This window comes from Burkholderia sp. Bp9016 (genome assembly GCF_003857765.1).
Classification (GTDB): Bacteria; Pseudomonadota; Gammaproteobacteria; order Burkholderiales; family Burkholderiaceae; genus Burkholderia.
The window spans coordinates 148448-169029 of sequence record NZ_QTPY01000014.1 but is presented as its reverse complement, the minus strand read 5'-3'; the positions used below and the strand labels follow the sequence as shown (position 1 = coordinate 169029).

Here is a 20582-nt window from a genome sequence, read left to right as displayed (position 1 = left end):
CCGGCCATTGAAACCAAGCGGCGCGGAACGTATCTTAGCCACAGCTGCTCCGGTTTGCTGCGCCGTACACCGCGTGCGCCGAACCGGCCCCGGACGCCCATGCGTTCAATGTTAGGAGAAACCATGAACGACTATCCGTACAATTTCGGCCGCGGCGGCTCCGTCAGCACCGCGGAGGTTCGTAACCGCGTGCTGCGGAACACGTACTGGCTGCTCGCGCTGTCGATGATTCCGACGGTGCTGGGCGCATGGGTCGGCGTCGCCACGGGCTTCTCGCTGTTCGCGGCCACGAGCCCGATGATGAGCCTGCTCGCATTCTTCGCGATCGCGTTCGGCTTCATGTTCGCGATCGAGCGGACGAAAAACAGCGCGGCCGGCGTGTTCGTGCTGCTCGGCTTCACGTTCTTCATGGGCCTGATGCTGTCGCGCCTGCTGAGCTTCATCCTCGGCTTCTCGAACGGCCCGTCGCTGATCATGCTCGCGTTCGGCGGCACCGGCGTCATCTTCGCCGCAATGGCGACGGTCGCCACGGTCAGCAAGCGCGATTTCTCGGGCCTCGGCAAGTGGCTGTTCATGGGCGTGATCGTGATCCTGCTCGCGTCGGTCGCGAACATGTTCCTGCACCTGCCGGCGCTGATGCTTACCGTGTCGGTGCTCGCGATCGCAATCTTCTCGGCCTACATGCTGTTCGACGTCCAGCGCGTCGTGAACGGCGGCGAGACGAACTACATCTCGGCCACGCTCGCGATCTACCTCGACCTGTACAACGTGTTCACGAACCTGCTCGCGCTGCTCGGCATCTTCGGCGGCAACCGCAACTGACGTTCGCTGTGCACCATGAAAAAACCGGCCCGAGGGCCGGTTTTTTCACGTCCGCCGCCGGCTGTGCTTCAGTCTCGCTCGAACAGCGCGATCGATTCGACGTGCGACGTATTCGGGAACATGTTCACAACCCCGGCGCCCTTCAGCCGGTAGCCGGCCTCATGCACGAGCAAACCCGCGTCGCGCGCAAGCGTCGACGGATTGCACGACACATAGACGATTCGCTTCGGCAGTGGACCTTCGCCGCTCTGCGCGATTTCGGCCAGCGCCTTCGACACCGCAAGCGCACCTTCGCGCGGCGGATCGATCAGGAACTTGTCGAATGCGCCGAGCGCGCGGATGTCGTCGCCCGTCACTTCGAACAGGTTCCGGCATGCGAACGTCGTATGCCCATCCACGCCGTTCTCGCGCGCATTCGCAAGCGCGCGCGTCGTCAGCGTTTCGCTGCCTTCGATGCCCATCACCTCGCGCGACAGACGCGCGAGCGGCAGTGTGAAGTTGCCGATCCCGCAGAACAGGTCGAGCACGCGATCGTCGCGCGACGGCGCGAGCAGGCGCAGCGCTCGGCCCACCAGCACGCGGTTGATCTGATGATTGACCTGCGTGAAGTCGGTCGGCTTGAACGGCATGCGGATGCCGAACTCCGGCAGCGTGTAGTCGAGCGACACGTCGAGCGGATAGAACGGCGTCACGGTGTCCGGGCCTTTCGGCTGCAGCCAGAACTGCACCTTGTGCTCGTCCGCGAACGCACGCAGCAGCGCTTCGTCGTCCGCATTGATCGGCTCCAGCACGCGCAGCACGAGCGCCGTGACTTCCGAACCGACCGCGAGCTCGATCTGGGGCATCCGGTCGCGGATCGACAGCCCCTCGACGAGCCGGCGCAGCGGCACGAGCATCGCCGACACGTGCGGCGGCAGCACCTCGCAGCTCGTCATGTCGGCGACGTAGCTGCTCTTCTTCTCATGGAAGCCGACCAGCACGCCGCCCTTCTTCGCGACGTTGCGCACGGTCAGACGCGCACGGTAGCGGTAACCCCACGACGGGCCGTGGATCGGCGCGAACATCGTCTCGGCGCGCAGCTTCGACAGATGCCAGAGGTTGTCCTCGAGCACGCGCTGCTTGATCGCGACCTGCGCGCGCATGTCGAGATGCTGCATCGAGCAGCCGCCGCAGGTGCCGAAGAACGTGCATTTCGGCTGCGTACGCATCACGCTCGGGCGCAGAATGTCGACAACGGTTGCCTGCTCGTAGCTCGGCTTGCGACGATAGCTCGAATAGGTCACGCGTTCGCCGGGCAGCGCACCTTCGACAAAGATGACCTTGCCCGGCGTGCCGTCCTCGGTCGCCGTGCGGCCGACACCGCGCGCTTCCATGTCGAGCGATTCGATCTCGAGAACCGGGGCGGGCCCGGGCGCGACGGGCGCATTTTTCGATTTGCGCGCAGAAGTGGGGACGGCTTCGGACACCAGCTTTTCCTGACAAAACGTTGAAGAAGGCGAGATTGTAGACGACGAAGGACCGCATCGCCTGCTTTCGTGGCGCAAGCGTCGATACTGACGCGCATACCGACCGGCCAACGCTCGATCGGGCATGCCGGCAAGCACCCGCACCCAGCACGCGGCCGCCCCGTCCGACGCCCGATCTTGCCAACCGAAGGTACGCATTCTGCTCGCAGGAGGCTCGATCATGCGACTGATCGACTGGAATATTCAATGGGGTCGGGACGCAGACGGCGTCGTCGACCTCCCGCGCACCATCGCCGCCGCCCGCCAGCTCGGCGACTGCGACGTGCTGTGTCTGCAGGAAGTCACGTGCGGTTTCGGCGCCCTGCCCGGCCAGCCCGGCCCCGACCAGTTCGCGGAACTGGCGACGTTGCTGCCCGGCCATACGATCATCGAAGCGATCGGCGCCGACCTGCCGGCGCTCGAGCCCGGCGCACCGCGCCGTCGGTTCGGCAATGCTATCGCGACCCGGCTGCCGGTCGGGCGCGTGCTGCGCCAGTTGCTGCCGTGGCCAGCCGACGCCGGCGCACCGTCGATGCCGCGCGTCGCGCTCGACGTCGAAATCGAAACACGGTCGGGACCGCTGCGGGTGGTCACGACACACCTGGAATACTACTCGGCGCGGCAGCGGCTTGCGCAGGTCGACGCATTGCGCGCCCGGCACCGCGAAGCGTGCACCCACGCCGACCAGCCAGCGCCGGCGGAAAACGCGACGGGACCGTTCACGCCGACACGCCAGCCGCGCGATGCGATCGTCTGCGGCGATTTCAACAGTGCGTTCGACAGCGACGCATACAGGCGCTTTCTTGAGCCGATCGCCAACGCGCCGGCGTTCGTGGACGCATGGGTTGCACGCCATCCCGGCTGCACGCCACCGCCGACGGCCGGCGTCTACGACACGGTGCAATGGTCCGACGGCCCGCTCGCATGCGACTTCGTGTTCGTAACCGAGACGCTGCTGCCGCGCGTCACGCACTGCGAGATCGACGCCGACACGCGCGCGTCGGATCACCAGCCGGTCGTGCTCGAACTCGATTGATCGCGGGCGATGGCGCGGCCCGCTCGCGTCATGCGTCGAACGCGCTCAGGTATTCGGCCCAGTGTGCCGCCGGCTCCTGCGCGAGTGAATTCTTCACGAGCAGGATTTCGTCCGCGTACTCGCTCTGGGTCAGGCCTCCGCGCATCAGCTGGAAGCGGCAATACAGCAGATACGTATTGACGACGTCGGTTTCGCAGTAGTTGCGGATTTCCTCGACACGTCCATCCTGGAACGCCGTCCACACCTGGCTGCCGTCCATCCCGAGCTTGCCCGGGAAGCCGCACAGTTTCGCGAGCGCGTCGAGCGGCGCATTGGCGCGCGCCTGATACATCGCGAGCACGTCCATCAGATCGGTATGGCGCGAGTGATAGCGCGAGATGTAGTTGTTCCACTTGAATTCGCGGTCGTCCTCGCCGAGATCCCAGTAGCGGGTCGCGGGAATCCCGTGCACGAGCGCACGGTAATGGAGCACCGGCAGGTCGAAGCCGCCGCCGTTCCACGACACGAGTTGCGGCGTGTATTTCTCGATCACGCGGTAGAACGACTGGACCAGCGCCGCCTCGTTGTCCTGAGGCGTACCGAGCGAGCGCACGCGAAAGCCGTTGTTGTCGCGGAACACGCAGGAGATCGCCGCGATGCGCTGCAGGTAGTGCGGCAGGAAATCGCTGCCAGTCTTCTCGCGGCGCGCGGCGAATGCATGTTCGGCCACCGCGGCATCGTCGAGCGTCGCGGGCAGGTTTTCCAGACGGCGAATGCCGTCGACATCGGGAATGGTCTCGATGTCAAAAACGAGAATCGGAGTCATCAGTTACAGAACGGCGTCCTTGCGCACGCCATTGGAGGCGAAGAACCGCTTGAGACGCACCAGCGCTTCCTGCTGGATTTGCCGCACGCGCTCGCGCGTGAGCCCCATCTCGTCGGCCAGCTCCTCGAGCGTGGCCGGCTCGATGTGATTCAGGCCGAAGCGGCGCTCGATCACGTGCCGGTGCTTGTCGGACAGCCGCGACAGCCACGCGCGCGTGAGCGTCTCGAGCTCCCGGTGCTGCACTTCGGCGTCGGGCGACTGGCTCTGGTCGTCGGGCAGCAGGTCGAGCAGGCTGCTCGCGGGATCGAGATCGAGCGGCGCGTCGAGCGATGCGGTGTGCTCGTTGAGGGCGAGGATGTCGGTGACTTCCTCGGCGGTCTTGCCGGTAAGGTAGGCGATGTCGTCAATGCTGGCTTCGCGGCGCTCGGCCGCCTCGCCCGTCGACATCGAATTCTTTTCGAGGTGGCGCTTCGCGCGCAGCACCTGGTTCAGTTCGCGGATCACGTGCACGGGCAGCCGCACGGTCCGGGCCTGGTTCATGATCGCCCGTTCGATGCTCTGCCGGATCCACCACGTCGCATAGGTGGAGAAGCGAAAGCCGCGTGTCGGGTCGAATTTCTCGATCGCATGCATCAGGCCGAGGTTGCCTTCCTCGATCAGGTCGAGCAACGGCACGCCACGGTTCAGGTAGCCCTTCGCGATGCTGACGACGAGTCGCAGATTGCGCTCGATCATCACCTGCCGCGCCTCGAATTCGCCGGCCTTCGCGAGGCGGGAATAGCGCTGCTCCTCCTCGACGGTCAGGAGCGGCTTCACGCTGATGCGGTTCAGGTAATGCTGGATCGTGTCGGCCGTGAGCTCGGCCTGCAGCAATGCGCGGAAATCGTCGACGTCGGGCGCCGCCTCCGCACGCTCCTCACGATCGTCGCCACCGTCCGCATCGGCGTCGCGTGCCTCGACATCACGCTCGTTTTCCGCGGCGTCGTCTTCGTCGTCCGTCGAAGCGCCACTTCGCTCCACCGATGCTTGCGTGGCACGACTGATCTTCTCAGACTCGGCTTGCGGCTCGTGGCGCTTCGATTTCGGCATGGTCGTCTCGGTTATTGAGGCGGCAAATACTTCAGCGGATCGACAGGCTTACCCTGCCGGCGAACCTCGAAATGCAGCATCACGCGGTCGGAATCGCTGTTACCCATCTCGGCGATCTTCTGCCCCTTCGTCACCGCGTCCCCCTCTTTTACCATCAAAGCGCGATTGTGTGCATACGCCGTGAGGTAAGTTGCATCGTGTTTGATGATAATGAGGTTGCCGTAGCCACGCAGGCCGTTGCCCGAGTAGACAACGCGGCCGTCGGCCGCCGCTTTCACGGCCTCGCCGGCGGTGCCGCCGATATTGATGCCCTTGTTCTTCGCGTCGTCGAAACCGTTCAGCACCGGGCCGCGCGCCGGCCACGAGAACGTGACGGGGCCGCCCGGCGCGGCCGCCATGTCGCTCGATGCGGCGGCAGGCGGCGGCGTGATCGCGGACGACGTGCCGGCGGCCGGCGCCGCGGGGCCGCTGCTCAGCGGCGCGGTCGCCACGGCTGCGCCGCCGATCGGTGCGGCAACCGGCGCACCGGCGACCGCGGTGCCGCCCGGCGGCGCGACGCGCAGCAACTGATCGACTTCGATCTGGTTCGGGTTCGCCAGATTGTTCCACGCGGCGATGTCGCGATAGTTCTGCCCGTTCTCGAGCGCGATCCGGTACAGCGTGTCACCCGGCTTCACACGGTAGAAGCCAGGCGGCGGCGGGCCAAGCGGCACCGACGGCTGCGCGGCAGCAGTCGTGCCGAGCGTACCGGAGCGGTCGACGACAGGCGCGTTGTCGAGCCGCGTCGCACAGGCGGCCAGAAGCGTGGAGAACGCAGCGACACAGATCGCGCGCTGCGCGAACGTGAGCGGTTCCCTGGATCGGTTGTTTTGCATCGCGCGCAACATACTCATCGGTTTCAAATCACTCCGGATTTTAAAGGGACAAAGAAAACGCGATCAAGCCGTGACTCCCGCCATTGCGCGTGCGCGACGCGCTCGACGAGCGTGAGCACCTGGGGCTGCCCGCTTTGCGCGCCCACCGGCGCGACGAGCCGCCCGCCGATCGCGAGCTGCTCGAGCAGCGCCTGCGGCACGTCGAGCCCCGCCGCCGCGATCACGATCGCGTCGAACGGGGCCGCGGACGGCAGGCCGACACGCCCGTCGCCGTAATGCAGACGGATGTTCGGCACGCGCAGCGGCCGCAGGTTCAGCTTTGCGCGCTCGTAGAGCGGCTTGATGCGTTCAATCGAATACACGTCGCGCGCCACATGGCTCAGCACGGCGGCCTGGTAGCCGCAACCCGTGCCGATCTCGAGGACGCGCTCGAGCGTGCGGCCGGCCATTGCGAGCTCGATCATGCGCGCAACGACCGACGGTTTTGAAATCGTCTGCTGGTGACCGATCGGCAACGCGGAATCCTCGTAGGCCTGCGTCGCGAGCCCCGGATCCACGAACATGTGACGCGGCACCGCGGCCATCGCATCCAGCACGCGCGCGTCGGCCACGCCGTTCGCGCGCAGGCGTTCGACCATGCGCTCGCGAACACGTTCCGACGTCAATGCAAACGCACCGGCCGGGGCGACACTCGGCGCGGCCGGCTTCGGCATCGCGGGCTTCAGCACGGTCGGTTTTGGTGCGCTCGCCGGCTTCGCCGACATCGCACCGGGCAGCGTCGCGCGGGCCGCGCTCGTATTCACCACGACCGGCTTCGGCACAGCCGCGGGCTTGTCGGCGGCCTTCGGCATCGCGATCGCGGCATGGCGTTCGCCGGCCCGGCCGTCCGATTTGCGTGGCGCTCGCTTGAGATCTTCGAGCGCGAGCGGGAACCGCTTCGCGCGCTCGCCGCTCATGAAGCCCGCCCGCCTGCGCGCACCCATTCGCGCGTTGCAGGCAGCATTTGCGTATGCGTGAGATCGAGTTGCAGTGGCGTGATCGACACGAAACCGTTGGCTACGGCGTGAAAATCGGTGCCCTCGCTCGCGTCCAGCGCCGCGCCCGCGGCACCGATCCAGTAGATCGGCTCGCCACGCGGGTCGGTCTGGCGAATCACCGGCTGCGACGGATGACGCTTGCCGAGGCGCGTGACCTTCCAGCCTTTCAGTTCGTCGTACGGCAGATTCGGGATGTTGACGTTCAGCAGCGGCTGGCCCGGCAGCGGATGCGCGAGATAGTGCTCGACGATTTCCGCGGCGACGCGCGCGGCGTCCGCCAGATGGGCCCAGCCCTTGTCGGCCAGCGAGAACGCGATGGCCGGCACGCCGAACATGATGCCTTCGGTGGCGGCCGCAACTGTCCCTGAATAGAGCGTGTCTTCGCCCATGTTCTGGCCGTTGTTGATGCCCGAAACGACGAGGTCTGGCCTGGCGTCAGCCATGCCCGTCAACGCGACGTGCACCGAATCGGTCGGCGTGCCGTTCACGTAGAAGAAACCCGTACTGGCCGCGCGCTGCACCGACAGCGGCCGCGACAGCGTGAGGGAATTCGATGCGCCGCTGCAGTTCTGCTCGGGCGCGATCACCGTGAGGTCGGCCAGCGGCTGCAGCGCTTCGCCGAGCGCGGCAAGACCGGGGGCGAGATAGCCGTCGTCGTTGCTGAGTAGGATTCGCATCCGGCGATTGTAACCGAGGAAAGATGGCGCGAGAGCGACAGTCCGGCGGCGGCGGACGAGTCGACATGCATGGCTGGGCATGGCACGCCGCCGCGTTGCGCGGCGGCGTTTTGCGCGCTCAGGGAAACGCCGCGCCGCGCCGGGTTTTCCACCCCGAAGGGAGGCCCGTCGAGCGAGCGCTCCCGCGGCAGACACGGCGCCGACCGCCGAGGCTCTCGGCGCTCAAATCGCGCCGGCGTCGCGCAGCGCGGCAATCGCCTGCGCGTCGTAGCCGAGGCCGCGCAGCACCTCGTCCGTATGCTCGCCGAGCTCGGGCCCGAGCCAGCGCGTTTCGCCCGGCGTGTCGGACAGTTTCGGCGTGATGTTCGGCAGCGGAATGTCGGTGCCGTCAGCCAGTTTGAAACGCTGGATCATCTGCCGCGCGATGAACTGCGGATCGGTGAACATGTCGGCGGCACTATAGATGCGCCCGGCCGGCACGTCGGCCGCATTCAGCACGACGAGCGCTTCGTCGATCGTGCGCGGTGCGAGCCATGCGGCAATCGCGTCGTCGATTTCCTGCGTGCGCGGCACGCGCCCGTCGTTGCGCGCGAGTGCGGGATCGTCGGCGAGGTCGTCGCGCTCGATTGCCTTCATCAGCCGCTTGAAGATCGGGTCGCTGTTGCCGCCGATCACGATGCTGCCGTCGCGGCACGCATAGGTGTTCGACGGCACGATGCCCGGCAGCGACGCACCGGTACGCTCGCGCACCATCCCGTACACGCCGTACTCGGGCACGACGCTTTCCATCATGTTGAAAACGGCTTCATACAGCGCAACGTCGACCACCTGCCCCGTGCCGCCGTTGACCTTGCGATGGTGAAGCGCCATCAGCGCGCCGATCACGCCGTGCAGCGCGGCGATCGAATCGCCGATCGAAATGCCGATGCGCGGCGGCGGCAGATCCGGATAGCCGGTGATGTGGCGCAATCCGCCCATCGATTCGGCGATCGCGCCGAAGCCCGGCCGGTCGCGGTACGGGCCCGTCTGCCCGTAACCGGACAGGCGCACCATCACGAGGCCAGGGTTGTCGGCCGACAGCACGTCGTAGCCGAGGCCGAGCTTCTCGAGCAGTCCCGGGCGGAAGTTCTCGATCACGATATCGGCCTCGGTCGCGAGTTGTCGCGCAATCGCCTTGCCGGCATCGGATTTCAGGTTGAGCGTGACGGACTTCTTGTTGCGCGCCTGAACCGACCACCACAGCGACGTGCCGCCCTGCTCCGGATGCAGTTTGCGCCACTTGCGCAGCGGGTCGCCGCCATTCGGATCCTCGATCTTGATCACTTCCGCGCCGAATTCGGCAAAGAGGCGCGACGCGAACGGCCCCGCGATCAGCGTCCCGAATTCGAGCACTTTGACGCCCGCGAGCGGGCCCTGGCTGGTGCTCATGTGTCTCCCTGACATGAGAAACGGCGCCGCCGGCCGGCGGCGCCAGACTTACATCGTGCGGCGGTCGAGCATCGCGCGGGCGATCGTGCCCGCGTCGACGTATTCGAGCTCGCCGCCCACCGGCACGCCTCGCGCGAGACGCGTGACCGCGAGCCCGCGCGCCTTCAGCGTCTGGCCGAGGTAGTGCGCGGTGGCTTCACCTTCGTTCGTAAAGTTGGTCGCAAGCACGACTTCCTTGACGATGCCGTCGGACGCGCGCCGCACGAGGCGGTCGAAATGGATTTCCTTCGGGCCGATGCCGTCGAGCGGGCTCAGGCGGCCCATCAGCACGAAGTAGAGCCCGCGGTACGTCATCGTCTGCTCGAGCATGATCTGGTCGGCAGGCGTCTCGACGACGCACAGCAGCGTCGGATCACGCTCCTCGTCGCTACAGACCTCGCAGATCTGTGCTTCCGTGAACGTGTTGCACTTCTCGCAGTGCTGCAGGTGCTCGGTGGCGAACAGCAGCGACCGGCCGAGCCTCTCCGCGCCCTCCCGATCGTGCTGCATCAGGTGGTACGCCATGCGCTGTGCGGATTTCGGCCCGACACCGGGCAATACGCGCAGCGCTTCGACGAGCGCGGACAGGGCGGACGGCTGTTTCATACGGCGGCAAAGGCGGAACGGACGCTACGCTCAGAACGGCAGCTTGAAGCCCGGGGGCAGCGGCAGGCCCGACGTCATGCCGCTCATCTTTTCCTGCGACGTCGCTTCTGCCTTGCGCACGGCGTCGTTGAACGCAGCGGCGACGAGATCCTCGAGCATGTCCTTGTCGTCCGCGAGCAGGCTCGGGTCGATCGCCACGCGACGCACTTCGTTGCGGCAGGTCATCGTCACCTTGACGAGGCCGGCACCCGACTGCCCTTCGACTTCAATCTGCGCAAGCTGCTCCTGCATCTTCTTCATGTTTTCCTGCATTTGCTGCGCTTGCTTCATCAGTCCGGCGAGGTTGCCTTTCAACATGGGAATACTCCTTCTTGATCGTGTGAAAACCGGCACGCGGTGCGTGCCGGTCAATGTGTGCGGGCGTGATTGTGCCTGTTGCGGTGCAATTCGTTCAATGCAGCGTCGGCGGCGTCGCGTCCGGCGCCGAATCGGCGAGCGGCCGCACCGAGCCTTCGACGATGCGCGCGCCGAAGTCGCGCACGAGTTGCTGGACGAACGGATCGCCGTGGATGTCCTGCTCGGCCTCGCGCTGGCGCGCCGCGCGTGCGACCGCGTCGAGCGCCGCCGCAGTGCGTCGTGCGGGCCCGACCTCGACCGCGACCTCGACCGGCTTGCCGAGCGCGTCGGCCAGCGCAGCCTTCAGTTTCGTAACCTGCGCGGCGTCCGCGTACTGCGGCACCGGCACGGAAAGTTTCAGCGTCGTCGCATCGACGGCCGTCAGCTCGCTGTTGAACGCCAACTGATACGCGACGCCCTTGAGCGGCAGCCGTGCAGCCAGCGCCGGCCATTCGCCGTCGAAACCGACCGGATCGAGCGCGATCGCAGGAGGCAGCGGGCGCGTGTCGACCGGCGCGGACGAGCGGGCATCCGCCGGCTTCGGTGCAATGCGCACGTCGTCGGGACCGCTGTCGAACACGGGCACGAAGCCGTCGTCGGCCGCGCCGCCGAACATCTCGTCCGCACTGAGCGGCACGTATTCGTCCGGCGGGATGTCTTCCCACGGCGGCGGGGCCTGACGCGTGTCGGCGGCCTGCGGCGCGCGAGCCGTCGCGCGCGGCGTCGGCACCTGCACGGCGGGACGCGACGCAGCCGGCTTCGCGGCGGCCGGCTGAGCGTCTGCCGACTTCGGCGCAGCGCCGGCCCGCGAGCGGTCGGACGACACGCGCATGCCGGCATTGCGCAGCACGTCGAGTGCGGCCGAGGCGCCACCGCGCGCCGCGGAACGCGCAGCCGGTTCGGCTGGCGCAACACGCGGCGCCGGTTCGGCCAGCGGTGCGGATTCTTCGTTGCGCTCGGTCGCAACAGGCGGCTCCGGTTCCTTGTGGACAACCGGCATATCACTGGTCGCCGCCGCTTGCGGTGCCGCGTCGGCTTCCGGCTGCGGCGCCGACTCAACCGGTACATTGTCTGCAGCCGGCGCGGCCGCAGGTTTCCCGGCAGCGGGACTTGCCGTATCGGCGGATGGCGCAGGCGACGGACGCGCCGCTGGCGCAGCCGGAGCGGCTTGCGGGCGTACGGCCTGCGCAGGGGCTGCCGGCTTCCTGGCCAACGCGGCCGGCGCAGCAGCCGCCTCCGTACGCGGCGCGGGCACGGCACGCGGCACGGCCGACTGACCGCCGGGCGCACTGCCGGCACCGACGGCCGGCTCGAATGCGAGCATCCGCAGCAGCGTCATCGTGAAGCCGGCGTACTCGTCCGGCGCAAGGCCGAGTTCCGCACGTCCGACCGTCGAGATCTGGTAGAACAGCTGAACCTGCTCGGGGCTCAGCGTTTCCGCGAAGCGCCGCAGGTCGGCCGCTTCGGGCCACTCGTCCAGCACCGAACCCGGCGCGAACTGCGCCCATGCGATCCGGTGCAGCAGGCTCGCGAGATCCTGCAGTGCGGTGGAGAAGGACAGGCTGCGCAGCGACATCTCGTCGGCGATCGCGAGGATCTCAGGGCCGTTGCCGGCGGCGAGCGCATCGAGCAGGCGCACCATGTAGGTCTGATCGAGCGCACCGAGCATGCCCGACACGGCCGCTTCGGTCACTTCGTTCGCCGAATAGGCGATCGCCTGGTCGGTCAGCGACAGCGCATCGCGCATGCTGCCCTGCGCGGCACGCGCGAGCAGGCGCAGCGCCTGCTGCTCGAACGAGATCCGCTCTTCGCCGAGGATGCGCTCGAGGTGCGACACGATATGCCCGGCCGGCATCTGCTTCAGGTTGAACTGCAGGCAGCGCGACAGCACGGTCACGGGAATCTTCTGCGGATCGGTCGTCGCGAGGATGAACTTGACGTGCGGCGGCGGCTCCTCGAGCGTCTTCAGCATCGCGTTGAACGCGTGGTTCGTCAGCATGTGCACTTCGTCGATCATGTAGACCTTGAAGCGCGCATCGACGGGCGCGTACACGGCACGCTCGAGCAGCGCGGCCATCTCGTCGACGCCGCGATTACTCGCCGCATCCATCTCGACATAATCGACGAAGCGGCCCTCGTCGATCTCGCGGCACGCACGGCACACGCCGCACGGCTGCGACGTGACGCCGGTTTCACAGTTGAGCGCCTTGGCGAAGATCCGCGACAGCGTCGTCTTGCCGACGCCGCGGGTTCCGGTAAACAGATAAGCGTGATGGAGACGCCCGCCGTCGAGCGCGTGCGTGAGCGCCCTGACGACGTGCTCCTGGCCGACGAGCGAAGCGAAATCCTTCGGACGCCACTTGCGTGCGAGAACTTGATAGGTCATCGGGAAATTGTATCAGTAACGCTGCGTCGCGCCGACACGCGAAACGGTGCGGAAGACGGGCAAAGCGCGGGGGAAACGGAGAATGACGCAGAAATAAAAATCGCCCGGCGAACGGGGCGAGAGGAAAGGTGACGAGCCCAACCCTCGGCACTGGCGGAAAACGATTGTGGCTGCTTCGTTCCCGACCTGACCAGGTTCACCGCCCCACCATGCGAGGAGGCCCGTCACGGCATATTTTATCACCGCTTCCCGCCGAATGCGACCGTTTGTTCGCAACAATGCGAAGGATTGCGCAAACCGGCGCGCGCGACGCGCTCGCAGGACCCGCGCCAGCGCACTTTATGTAGGGTGGCAATATATAGCAGCTCTTGTATTTCGCACGCAGGCCGCCACCTTCGAAACGCAACGGTCGAACGGCGCGTCGTACCCCTACTTGCGAAGCGGCTACTATCGCCGCCCGCAGCAGATAGCAATTTAGGCTAATATGACGCCCGAACGACCCGCGAGCCGCGCCACGCAGCGCTTACGCCCTTCCTTCCGGAGAGCGGAGCTACCTGCCGCAGCGGCCGGCAGCCGACAGGCGACCGGAGCGCCGCAACGCGCCAAGCAGGCAGTCCCCGAACCGTAAGAGGTATTGACCCAATGAGCGAACAGATCAAACACATCAGCGACGCATCGTTCGAACAGGACGTCGTCAAATCCGACAAGCCCGTGCTCGTCGACTTCTGGGCCGAATGGTGCGGCCCGTGCAAGATGATCGCCCCGATCCTCGACGAAGTCGCGAAGGATTACGGCGACAAGCTGCAGATCGCGAAGATCAACGTCGACGACAACCAGGCAACGCCCGCGAAGTTCGGCGTGCGCGGCATCCCGACGCTGATCCTGTTCAAGAACGGCGCGGCCGCTGCGCAGAAGGTCGGCGCGCTGTCGAAGTCGCAGCTCACCGCATTCCTGGACAGCCACCTGTAATACCGGCAGTTCCGCAGGCGTGTTGTCAACCGACAACACGCCTGCCATCAAGCCGCCGATCGGCCGCTCAGGCGCGAATCGGCGTATGCTAGAATCAAAAAACGTCTACAAGACGCATTAAGTCTCAGAGCGCCTCCGCTCGCCCCCCTCCCTTTATTTCTTTTCGTCGCTTCTCCTCCCTGGCGGGTTCCCCGTATGCATTTATCCGAGCTCAAGTCTCTGCACGTGTCCGAACTGATCGAAATGGCCAATGGCCTGGAGATCGAAAACGCGAACCGCCTGCGCAAGCAGGAGCTGATGTTCGCCATTCTCAAAAAGCGCGCCAAGACGGGAGAGACGATCTTCGGCGACGGCACGCTCGAAGTGCTGCCGGACGGTTTCGGCTTCCTGCGCTCGCCGGAAATGTCGTACCTCGCGAGCACCGACGACATTTATATCAGCCCGTCGCAAATCCGCCGCTTCAACCTGCACACCGGCGACACGATCGAAGGTGAAGTCCGAACGCCGAAGGACGGCGAGCGCTACTTCGCGCTGGTGAAGGTCGACAAAGTCAACGGGCAGCCGCCCGAGGCCTCGAAACACAAGATCATGTTCGAGAACCTCACGCCGCTGCACCCGAACAAGCCGCTGTCGCTCGAGCGCGAAATGCGCGGCGAAGAGAACGTCACGGGCCGCATCATCGACATGATCGCGCCGATCGGCAAGGGCCAGCGCGGCCTGCTGGTCGCGTCGCCGAAGTCGGGCAAGACCGTGATGCTCCAGCACATCGCACACGCGATCAAGCAGAACCACCCGGACGTGATCCTGTTCGTGCTGCTGATCGACGAGCGCCCCGAAGAAGTGACCGAAATGCAGCGCTCGGTCGCCGGCGAAGTGATCGCCTCGACGTTCGACGAGCCGGCCACCCGCCACGTCCAGGTTGCCGAAATGGTGATCGAGAAGGCCAAGCGCCTCGTCGAAATGAAGCACGACGTCGTGATTCTGCTCGATTCGATCACGCGCCTCGCACGTGCGTACAACACCGTGATCCCGGCGTCGGGCAAGGTGCTGACGGGCGGTGTCGACGCGAACGCACTGCAGCGCCCGAAGCGCTTCTTCGGCGCGGCGCGCAACATCGAGGAAGGCGGCTCGCTGACGATCATCGGCACCGCGCTGATCGAAACCGGCAGCCGCATGGACGACGTGATCTACGAAGAGTTCAAGGGCACCGGCAACATGGAAGTGCACCTCGAGCGCCGTCTCGCGGAAAAGCGCGTGTATCCGTCGATCAACCTGAACAAGTCGGGCACGCGTCGCGAAGAAATGCTGATCAAGCCCGAGATCCTTCAGAAGATCTGGGTGCTGCGCAAGTTCATCCACGACATGGACGAAGTCGAGGCAATGGAATTCCTGCTCGACAAGATCCGCCAGACGAAGAGCAACTCCGAGTTCTTCGACCTTATGCGCCGCGGCGGCTGATCGCCCTCGCCCGCAAGAACGGCCGCCCGCGCGTTTCGCCCGGCGGCCGTTTTTCGATCCCAACCTAAACGTGAACGTACAGGTTGATCTATAATCGCGTCATCCCGCTGACCGAATTCCCGCCCCGATGCCGAACGACACCCCGCCTTCGCTGCTGACCGTGAGCGACGCCGCGTCGCGGCTCGGCGTCACGCCCCGCACGCTGAAGTACTACGAAGAGCGCGGGCTCGTCACGCCGTCACGCAGCGGGGGCCGCTACCGGCTGTACGACGAGGCCGATCTCGAACGCTTCGCCCGCATCCTGCGGCTGCGCTCGCTCGGCTTCTCGCTGCACGGCATCACCGAGATGCTCAAGCGTCCGCTCGAAGAAACGGGCGACGGCCGACGCCGCTACTCTGACACGTCGCTGCGCGAGATCCGCACCGGCCTCGCCGCACAGATCGACACACTCGACGAGCGGATCGCGGCCGTCCAGCGCGAACTGAAGGAAGCCGTCGCGCTGCGCAAGGAACTGCAGCACGATATCGACTACATCGAACGGCGTCTCGCCGGCGAAAACCCCGATGCGCTGATCGCGCAGCGGCAGGCCGAAGCCGGCACGCGCCGCACGCGCAAGGCTCGGGCATGAACATCGCGCCCGGCCGCTCGCCGCTGTGGAGCCGCGCGAACCTGCGTGCGGACCTGTTCCCGTGGGCGCTCGCACTCGTCACCGGCATCGACTATTTCGACAACGCGGCCTTCTCGTTCTTCGCGAGCTACATTGCCGGCGGCATCAACGCGTCGCCCGACGAGCTCGTGTGGTCGTCGAGCGCGTATGCGGTCATGGCCGTGCTCGGCATCCTGCAGCAGCAATGGTGGGTCGACCGGCTCGGACATCGCCGCTACGTCGCCGGCTGCATGCTGATGTTCTCGCTGGGCGCGATCGCGGCCGCGCTCGCCGACACGTCGCTCGAGCTCGCCTTCGCGCGCGGCTTTCAGGGCTATTTCATCGGGCCAATGATGGGCGCCTGCCGGATCCTGATCCAGATCAGCTTCAAGCCGCAGGAACGGCCGCCCGCCACGCGCGCGTTCCTGATCATGATCCTGCTCGGCAGCGCGCTTGCGCCGATCGTGGGCGGGCTGCTCGTCGCCCATTCGACGTGGCGCGCGCTGTTCGCATGGACCGCGCCCGCCGGCATCGCGTTCGCGATCCTCGCACTGCTCACGCTGCCCGATTCGGGCAGGACGCCCGACGACGAACGCGGCTCCGGGCACTTCTGGCCGTACGTCGTGTTCGCGCTCGCGCAAGGCGCGCTGCAGATCGTGCTGCAGCAGGTGCACTACCAGCTCTACAGCGGCTCACCGATGCTGATCCTGCTGACGATCGCAGGTCTCGGTGCGCTCGCGTGGTTCGCGTATCACCAGTGGAACCATCCGACGCCGCTCGTGCGGCTGCATGCATTGCGCGAGCGCACGTTCCAGGTCGGGTTGCTGCTGTACATGTTCTATTACTACGAGTCGACGGCTTTCAGCTACCTGACCTCCCGGATGCTCGAAGGCGGCCTCGGCTATCCGGTCGAGAACGCCGGCCGCCTGGTCGGCTCGATGTCGCTGATCTCGGCCACCGCGCTGTTCGCCTACCTGCGCTACGCGAAGCTCGTCACGCACAAGAAATGGTTCGTCGTGCCGGGGTTCGCGATCGCGATCGTCGCCGCCCTGTGGATGACGCGGATGACGCCGCAGATCGGCGAGGCCGCGCTGATCGGCCCGCTGCTGCTGCGCGGGCTGTTGCTGCTGTTCATCGTGCTGCCCGTCGCGAACCTGACGTTCCGCATCTTCGCGATAGACGAATACACGCACGGTTACCGGCTGAAGAACATCGTGCGGCAACTGACGATTTCGTTCGCGACGTCGTCGGTGATCATCGTCGAACAGCACCGCCTGGCCGTGCACCAGACGCGGCTCGTCGAGCGCGCGAACGTGTTCGATCCGGTGTTCCAGCAAACCGTCGATGCCCTCACACGCAGCTATGCGGCGGCCGGCCACGCGCTGAACGAAGCGCACAGCCTGGCGATCGCATCGATCGCGCGAATGGTCGCGCAGCAGGCGTCGTTCCTCGCGTCGCTGGACGGCTTCTATTTCCTCGCCGGCGTCGCGCTCATCGGCGGCCTCTTTGCGGCATGGCAAAAAGAGATCGATTGAGTTAAAAAACAGGCTTTGGATTTCCGTACGCCGTCTCCATGCTTTCGAAACTGACCCGCTGGTTCGATCAGCGCCGCCGCGACCGCGCGCTGCGCAGCCATCCGATTCCCGATGCACTGTGGCAGCAGACCGTCGAGCGGCTGCCGTTCCTCGCCGCGCTGCCGCCGGGCGACGTCGACCGGCTGCGCGAGCTGACCAGCCTGTTCATCGCGAAGAAGTCGTTTTCGACCGCGCACGGGCTCGAGCTGACCGACGCGATGGTCGTGGCGATCGCCACGCAGGCGTGCCTGCCGGTGCTGAATCTCGACCTGTCGCTGTACGACGGCTGGGTCGGCGTCGTCGTGTATCCGGGCGAGTTCGTGATCCGCAAGACCGTGCAGGACGAGGACGGTGTCGTGCACGAAGTCGAGCAGGACGCGAGCGGCGAAGCATGGGAAGGCGGCCCGGTGATCCTGTCGTGGGAAGACGCGCAGATGACCGATGGCCGCGACGCGTACAACGTCGTGATCCACGAGTTCGCGCACAAGATCGACATGGTCAACGGCGCGGCCGACGGATATCCGCCCCTCTTTCGCCGCTGGCATGCGCCGCACCTCGATGCGCAGGCATGGGCCGACGTGTTCGAACACGCGTACGACCAGTTCTGCGCACGGGTCGATGCAGTGCCGGACCGTGCGTGGGCGCGCTTCGAGCGCGACTCGCTGATCGATCCCTATGCGGCCGATCACCCGTCGGAATTCTTCGCGGTGTGCAGCGAAGCGCTGTTCGTGCGACCGCGCGCGTTCGAGTCCGAATTTCCGGAGCTCTACCGGCTGCTTGCCCGCTATTACCGGCAGGATCCGGCCGGCACCGGCGCGCTCGACGCACGTTGAAAAATATTCGTCAACCGTCTGATTTTCTGGCATAATCGCCGTTTTTCGACCTTAGGCAAGTGGCTCGCGCCGGGCTTGACGTCGGCTGATCCGCGCAAATTGCGCGATCCGGCACGGCAAGCGGCGGGTTGGCTACCGCTCTCACCAAGGAAAGACCATGAAAGAAGGCATCCACCCGAACTACCGCGAAGTCGTCTTCCAAGACATGTCGAACGGCTTCAAGTTCATCACGCGCTCGACGATCCAGACGCGTGAAACCATCGACCACGAAGGCAAGACCTACCCGCTCGCCAAGATCGAAGTGTCGTCGGAATCGCACTCGTTCTACACGGGTCAGCAAAAGATCATGGACACGGCAGGCCGTGTCGAGAAGTTCAAGAACAAGTTCGGCGCACGCGCCAACGGCAAGGCTGCAGCGAAGTAAGCTTTGCACCGATCCGGTGGTTGCAACGCACCGGTACCGCACGAAAGGGCAGCCCAGGCTGCCCTTTTTTGTCTCCGCTCGCCGGAAAGCCGGCGGCCGGCAACGGGCAATCGTCTGACGCGCATCGTCCGGCGCGTCTACAATGCCGGATGCTCGAAATCGGCGCGAGCGCGCACGATTGCGCCGGCCGCCCGCTCATAACAAATCGCTCATCTGCATGAAGCCTGTCGTTCGTCTGACCGCCTCCGCCACGCGCGCGCTGCCGCGCTGGCTGCTGCTCACGCTGTGCCTCGTCTATGCGGCGTTCGGCCTGTTCGGCCGCGACCCGTGGAAGAACGAAGACGCGGCGGGCTTCGGCGTGATGTGGACGATGGCCACCGGCCAGTGGCACGACTGGCTGCTGCCGAACCTCGTCGGCAAGTTCATTACGACGGACGGCCCGCTCGGCTACTGGCTCGGCGCGCTGTCGATCCGCGCGCTGGCGCCATGGGTAGACGCGAGCAACGCATCGCGCGTCGACACGGGCGTGCTGTTCTGCATCGCGTGCGCGTTCGTCTGGTACGCCGCCTACCTGCTCGGCCGGCGCGCCGAAGTCCAGCCATTCAAGTACGCATTCGGCGGCGAGCCCGAGCCGCGCGACTACGGCCGCACGCTCGCCGACGGCGCGCTGCTGATCCTCGTCGCCTGCTTCGGACTCGCGGAACGCGGCCACGAAACGACGCCGCAGCTCGCGCAGTTCGCATGGATCGCGATGCTCGTGTACGGCATCGTGCGCGGCATCGACAAACCGATGCAGGGCGCGCTGTGGTGGGGTGTCGCGATCGGCCTCGTCGCGCTGTCCGGCAACCCCGTGCTCGTCGTCGCGCTGCTCGCCGGCACGGCCGCGCTGTGGCTCGTCACGCCAGAGATGCGCAACCTGCGCCTGCCGATGATCGGCGTGCCGCTCGCGGCCGCCATCTTCGCGCTGTGGCCGCTCGCCGCGCTCAACGCAGCGCCTGACGATGCCGCATGGTTCTTCAACCAGTGGATCCACGGCAGCCTAATGCGCTTCTCGGGCCCGCCGACCGAAGTGCTCGGTTATGCGGCGAAGAACCTGCCGCTCTTCACGTGGCCCGCGTGGCCGCTCGCGATCTGGGCGTGGTGGAGCTGGACCGGCATGCGCCGCCGCGCGCACATCGCGATTCCGCTGTCGGTCGTGGTGCCGCTCGTCGCCCTCGTGATCCTGCAGAGCCAGCAGTCGAACCGCATGTACATGCTGCTGCTGCCGCCGCTCGCGGTACTCGCGACCTTCGCGCTGCCGACCCTCAAGCGCGGCGCGATCAATGCGATCGACTGGTTCGCTGTACTCAGCTTCACGATTCTCGGCTCCTTCGTCTGGCTCGTGTGGCTCGCGTCGCTCACCGGCTTCCCGCATCCGCTCGCGCGTAACCTCGCGCGTCTCGTGCCCGGCTACGAACCGCATTTCAAGATCCTGTCGTTCGTCTGCGCGGTGATCGTCACCGTCTGCTGGTTCATGCTGGTGCGCTGGCGCATCTCGCGCCAGCCGAAGGTGCTGTGGCGCAGCGTCGTGCTGTCGGGTGCGGGCACCACGCTGATGTGGGTGCTGCTGATGACGCTGTGGCTGCCGATCGTCAACTACGGCCGGACCTACAGCGACGTCGCGCAACAGATCGCGTCGCACCTGCCGAACGATTACGAGTGCATCTCGCCGGTGCGGCTCGGCGACGCGCAGATCGCGACCTTTGCGTACTTCGGCGACATGCACTTCGAATTTTCTGGCGACTGCGACGTGATCCTGCGCCAGGACCGCTCGGACTTCGGCGAACCGAGCGCGATGTCGGAATACGTGTGGCGTCTCGTGTGGGAAGGCCGCCGCGTCGCCGACCGCGACGAGCGCTTCCGCCTGTACGAGCGGATCGAACGGCCGAAGACGCCGGTCAAGCGGCGCGGCGCGCGCCACCGGGTGGTCGATTGACG

General features: G+C 66.2%; 19 protein-coding genes and 1 other RNA gene. 9 read left to right on the top strand and 11 right to left on the bottom strand.

Annotation, left to right across the window (positions count from 1 at the left end; all coding sequences use genetic code 11):
• Positions 1-123 precede the first annotated feature (123 nt).
• A complete protein-coding gene (locus DIE13_RS18885; protein ID WP_124828557.1) occupies positions 124-822 on the top strand; it encodes a Bax inhibitor-1/YccA family protein in 699 nt (232 codons plus the stop codon).
• Between the two features lie 68 nt (positions 823-890).
• Here DIE13_RS18885 and rlmD read toward each other — a convergent pair whose 3' ends face one another.
• On the bottom strand, positions 891-2288 hold the full coding sequence (gene rlmD / locus DIE13_RS18880; protein ID WP_124828556.1) for a 23S rRNA (uracil(1939)-C(5))-methyltransferase RlmD: 1398 nt from the start codon (positions 2286-2288) through the stop codon (positions 891-893).
• A gap of 220 nt (positions 2289-2508) precedes the next feature.
• Here rlmD and DIE13_RS18875 point away from each other — a divergent pair, with 220 nt between their 5' ends.
• The gene (locus DIE13_RS18875; RefSeq protein ID WP_124828555.1) at positions 2509-3363 is read left to right on the top strand and encodes an endonuclease/exonuclease/phosphatase family protein; all 855 of its coding nucleotides are present in this window, start codon (positions 2509-2511) and stop codon (positions 3361-3363) included.
• Between the two features lie 28 nt (positions 3364-3391).
• Here DIE13_RS18875 and DIE13_RS18870 read toward each other — a convergent pair whose 3' ends face one another.
• The 10 genes from DIE13_RS18870 to ffs all read right to left on the bottom strand — a co-directional run bounded on the left by DIE13_RS18870 (position 3392) and on the right by ffs (position 12927).
• Positions 3392-4168, bottom strand: coding sequence for a 3'-5' exonuclease (locus DIE13_RS18870; RefSeq protein WP_124828554.1), 777 nt, complete (start codon positions 4166-4168; stop codon positions 3392-3394).
• A 3-nt stretch (positions 4169-4171) separates the two neighbouring features.
• On the bottom strand, positions 4172-5257 hold the full coding sequence (gene rpoS, locus DIE13_RS18865; protein ID WP_124828553.1) for an RNA polymerase sigma factor RpoS: 1086 nt from the start codon (positions 5255-5257) through the stop codon (positions 4172-4174).
• An 11-nt stretch (positions 5258-5268) separates the two neighbouring features.
• Complete coding sequence (locus DIE13_RS18860) at positions 5269-6150, bottom strand: peptidoglycan DD-metalloendopeptidase family protein (protein WP_124828552.1); 882 nt, start codon at positions 6148-6150, stop codon at positions 5269-5271.
• A 5-nt stretch (positions 6151-6155) separates the two neighbouring features.
• Complete coding sequence (locus tag DIE13_RS18855; protein WP_124828584.1) at positions 6156-7088, bottom strand: protein-L-isoaspartate(D-aspartate) O-methyltransferase; 933 nt, start codon at positions 7086-7088, stop codon at positions 6156-6158.
• On the bottom strand, positions 7085-7846 hold the full coding sequence (gene surE / locus DIE13_RS18850; protein WP_124828551.1) for a 5'/3'-nucleotidase SurE: 762 nt from the start codon (positions 7844-7846) through the stop codon (positions 7085-7087). Before surE ends, DIE13_RS18855 begins: the two co-directional genes overlap by 4 nt.
• A gap of 222 nt (positions 7847-8068) precedes the next feature.
• Positions 8069-9274, bottom strand: a complete 1206-nt coding sequence (locus DIE13_RS18845) for a CaiB/BaiF CoA-transferase family protein (protein WP_124828550.1) — start codon at positions 9272-9274, stop codon at positions 8069-8071.
• Between the two features lie 48 nt (positions 9275-9322).
• Positions 9323-9919, bottom strand: coding sequence for a recombination mediator RecR (gene recR / locus DIE13_RS18840; RefSeq protein WP_014896897.1), 597 nt, complete (start codon positions 9917-9919; stop codon positions 9323-9325).
• A 30-nt stretch (positions 9920-9949) separates the two neighbouring features.
• Positions 9950-10276, bottom strand: a complete 327-nt coding sequence (locus DIE13_RS18835) for a YbaB/EbfC family nucleoid-associated protein (RefSeq protein WP_006755698.1) — start codon at positions 10274-10276, stop codon at positions 9950-9952.
• 94 nt (positions 10277-10370) lie between these two features.
• Positions 10371-12701, bottom strand: coding sequence for a DNA polymerase III subunit gamma/tau (dnaX, locus tag DIE13_RS18830; RefSeq protein ID WP_124828549.1), 2331 nt, complete (start codon positions 12699-12701; stop codon positions 10371-10373).
• A gap of 127 nt (positions 12702-12828) precedes the next feature.
• Positions 12829-12927: signal recognition particle sRNA small type (ffs, locus tag DIE13_RS18825), an RNA gene on the bottom strand.
• Positions 12928-13343: 416 nt separating this feature from the next.
• On the opposite strand from ffs, the gene trxA reads away from it, so the two are divergent.
• From trxA to DIE13_RS18785, 7 genes are all read left to right on the top strand, one after another.
• Positions 13344-13670 (top strand): thioredoxin TrxA, encoded by a 327-nt coding sequence (gene trxA, locus DIE13_RS18820; protein WP_006402348.1) that lies wholly within the window; start codon positions 13344-13346, stop codon positions 13668-13670.
• 195 nt (positions 13671-13865) lie between these two features.
• Positions 13866-15128 carry a transcription termination factor Rho gene (gene rho, locus DIE13_RS18815; RefSeq protein ID WP_006478662.1) on the top strand — a complete coding sequence of 421 codons (1263 nt, stop codon included), beginning with the start codon at positions 13866-13868 and terminating at the stop codon, positions 15126-15128.
• A gap of 127 nt (positions 15129-15255) precedes the next feature.
• Positions 15256-15756: a MerR family transcriptional regulator gene (locus DIE13_RS18810; RefSeq protein ID WP_124828548.1), complete on the top strand. Its 501-nt coding sequence runs from the start codon at positions 15256-15258 to the stop codon at positions 15754-15756.
• Positions 15753-17309 carry an MFS transporter gene (locus DIE13_RS18805; protein WP_124828547.1) on the top strand — a complete coding sequence of 519 codons (1557 nt, stop codon included), beginning with the start codon at positions 15753-15755 and terminating at the stop codon, positions 17307-17309. The genes DIE13_RS18810 and DIE13_RS18805 overlap by 4 nt, the downstream gene beginning before the upstream one ends.
• Before the next feature lie 38 nt (positions 17310-17347).
• Positions 17348-18181, top strand: coding sequence for a zinc-dependent peptidase (locus DIE13_RS18800; protein WP_124828546.1), 834 nt, complete (start codon positions 17348-17350; stop codon positions 18179-18181).
• A 157-nt stretch (positions 18182-18338) separates the two neighbouring features.
• Positions 18339-18605 (top strand): type B 50S ribosomal protein L31, encoded by a 267-nt coding sequence (locus tag DIE13_RS18795; protein WP_124828545.1) that lies wholly within the window; start codon positions 18339-18341, stop codon positions 18603-18605.
• A 142-nt stretch (positions 18606-18747) separates the two neighbouring features.
• Positions 18748-20580, top strand: a complete 1833-nt coding sequence (locus DIE13_RS18785; RefSeq protein ID WP_124828543.1) for an ArnT family glycosyltransferase — start codon at positions 18748-18750, stop codon at positions 20578-20580.
• Positions 20581-20582: the final 2 nt, after the last annotated feature.